1 protein-coding gene is annotated in these 1,888 nt (G+C 65.1%); it reads right to left on the minus strand.

What is annotated here, in order from left to right:
* Positions 1-434: 434 nt before the first annotated feature.
* Positions 435-1,778 carry an IS630 family transposase gene (locus ACWD1Z_RS37290; RefSeq protein ID WP_451125337.1) on the minus strand — a complete coding sequence of 448 codons (1,344 nt, stop codon included), beginning with the start codon at positions 1,776-1,778 and terminating at the stop codon, positions 435-437.
* Between the last annotated feature and the right edge of the window lie 110 nt (positions 1,779-1,888).

The following is a 1,888-nucleotide window of genomic DNA, read 5'->3' on the forward strand; positions in this document are numbered from 1 at the left end:
TCAGCATGCACATGCCCAACAGAGGGCCTGCGCGACGATCAGTACCTCGATCGAGCGATCACGAACCGAGGAAGATCGGACTTAACGTCCACTGACAGCAAGCCAAGGTCGGCGAGCGAGGTGTCGGCCGGGAGACATTGGTCCGCCCCCACTGGCTGTGGCCGGCAAGATAACCCGCTGCACAGCGAATTCCTGGCTGAAGATCAGGATTCCGGCTCTCGGCCGGTCGTCGGGAGGTCACGGCGCCGGAAAGCAGAGCAGGTCGGCCAGGCCAGCAGCGGTAGACGCCGCGCGCATACCTGCCAGGGAGCCCAGAATTCGCCGGCCGTCACGCCCAATTGCAGCCGTTGGCCCGGCGCCCTGGCCGTCGCGTGTATATGGGGCCCGGCACTATGGCGAGGGTGGCTAGTGTCATGCGCCAGAAATCCTGTTGGTTAGTTCTGCCCGGTTTTCTGGCCGGTGGTTCCGACCTTGGTGAGGTAGTTGGCGAGGGAGTTGAGGATCTCGTCGGCTGTCTTGGTCCAGGTGAAGGGCCGCGGATTCTCGTTCCAAGTGTGGATCCACGCAGTGATGTCGTCCTCCAGCGCTTTCACGGAGGTGTGGACGCCGCGGCGGATGAGCTTGTCGGTCAGAATGCCGAACCATCGCTCCACCTGGTTCATCCATGAGGAGCCGGTGGGGGTGAAATGGACGTGGAAGCGGGGGTGTTTGCTCAGCCACGTCCTGATGTCGGCGGTGTTGTGAGTGGCGTAGTTGTCGCAGACGAGGTGGACGTCGAGGCCGGCGGGCACCGCCTTGTCGATCCGGATCAGGAACTTCTTGAACTCGATCGCTCGGTGGCGGCGGTGCAGTGCCGATATGACGGTGCCGTCGGCGATGTTGAAGGCGGCGAACAGGCTGGTGATGCCGTGCCGAAGGTAGTCGTGAGTGCGGCGTTCGGGCATGCCCGGCATCATCGGTAGCACCGGCTGCGAGCGGTCCAGCGCCTGGATCTGGCTCTTTTCATCCACGCAGAGGACGACCGCCTTCTCGGGCGGGTGGTGATACAGGCCGACAACGTCGACGACCTTGGCGACGAACTGCGGATCGGTGGACAGTTTGAAGGAGTCCTGCAGGTGGGGCTTGAGGTCAAACCGCTTCCAGATCCGCCCGATCGTCGACTTCGACAGGCCGGTGCGCTGGGCCATCGAGGCCCGTGACCAGTGGGTGTCCTGGCCCGGGACCGACTCCAGGGTGGCCACGACGACCTCCTCGACCTGGTCGAGGAGGATCGAGGGCGGCCGGCCCGAGCGCGGCTCGTCGTGCAGACCATCGAGGCGTTTCGCGATGAACCGGGCCCGCCAGCGGTCCACGGTCGACCTGTCGATGCCGAGGTCGGCCGCGGCCTGCTGGTTCGTTCCTCCCTCCGCGCAGCGCAGCACGATCTTGGCCCGCAACGCGAGAAACTGGGCGGTCTTGGCCTGCCGAGCCCACTGCTGCAGCTGTCTGCGCTCGACATCGTCGAGGATCAGGTCAGCCTTCGGCCGGCCGATCCAGCCGGCGTCCTCAAGCCCAGCCATCCGCTCTGCGGCGAATGCCCGACGCCACTTGCCGACCGTTTTGGCCTGGACACCGACAAGCCGTGCGACACCCGCGTTCGACATCCCCTCAGCGCACGCCAGGATGATGCGGGCCTTCTCGGCCGAGCGCCGGTGCGGCATTTCCGTCCGGCGCACCAACTCCGCGCGCTCGGCCTCGGACAACGTGATCGCCACAGCAGAAGGCCCCGAATGCGACATGACAACAGGGTACTTACTAAGCGTTGTCCCGTAACTGCTGGTCACGGGTGAGATGATCTCGTCGTGGCTGGTGTGATCACGGCGTCGGAGCCGTCTTGGATAGCCCCGTT

The organism is Streptomyces sp. NPDC002784, from assembly GCF_053592135.1.

Coding starts and splice junctions, on each gene's coding strand:
- ACWD1Z_RS37290 (WP_451125337.1), bottom strand. CDS start 1,778: ATGTCGCATTCGGGGCCTTCTGCTGTGGCGATCACGTTGTCCGAGGCC.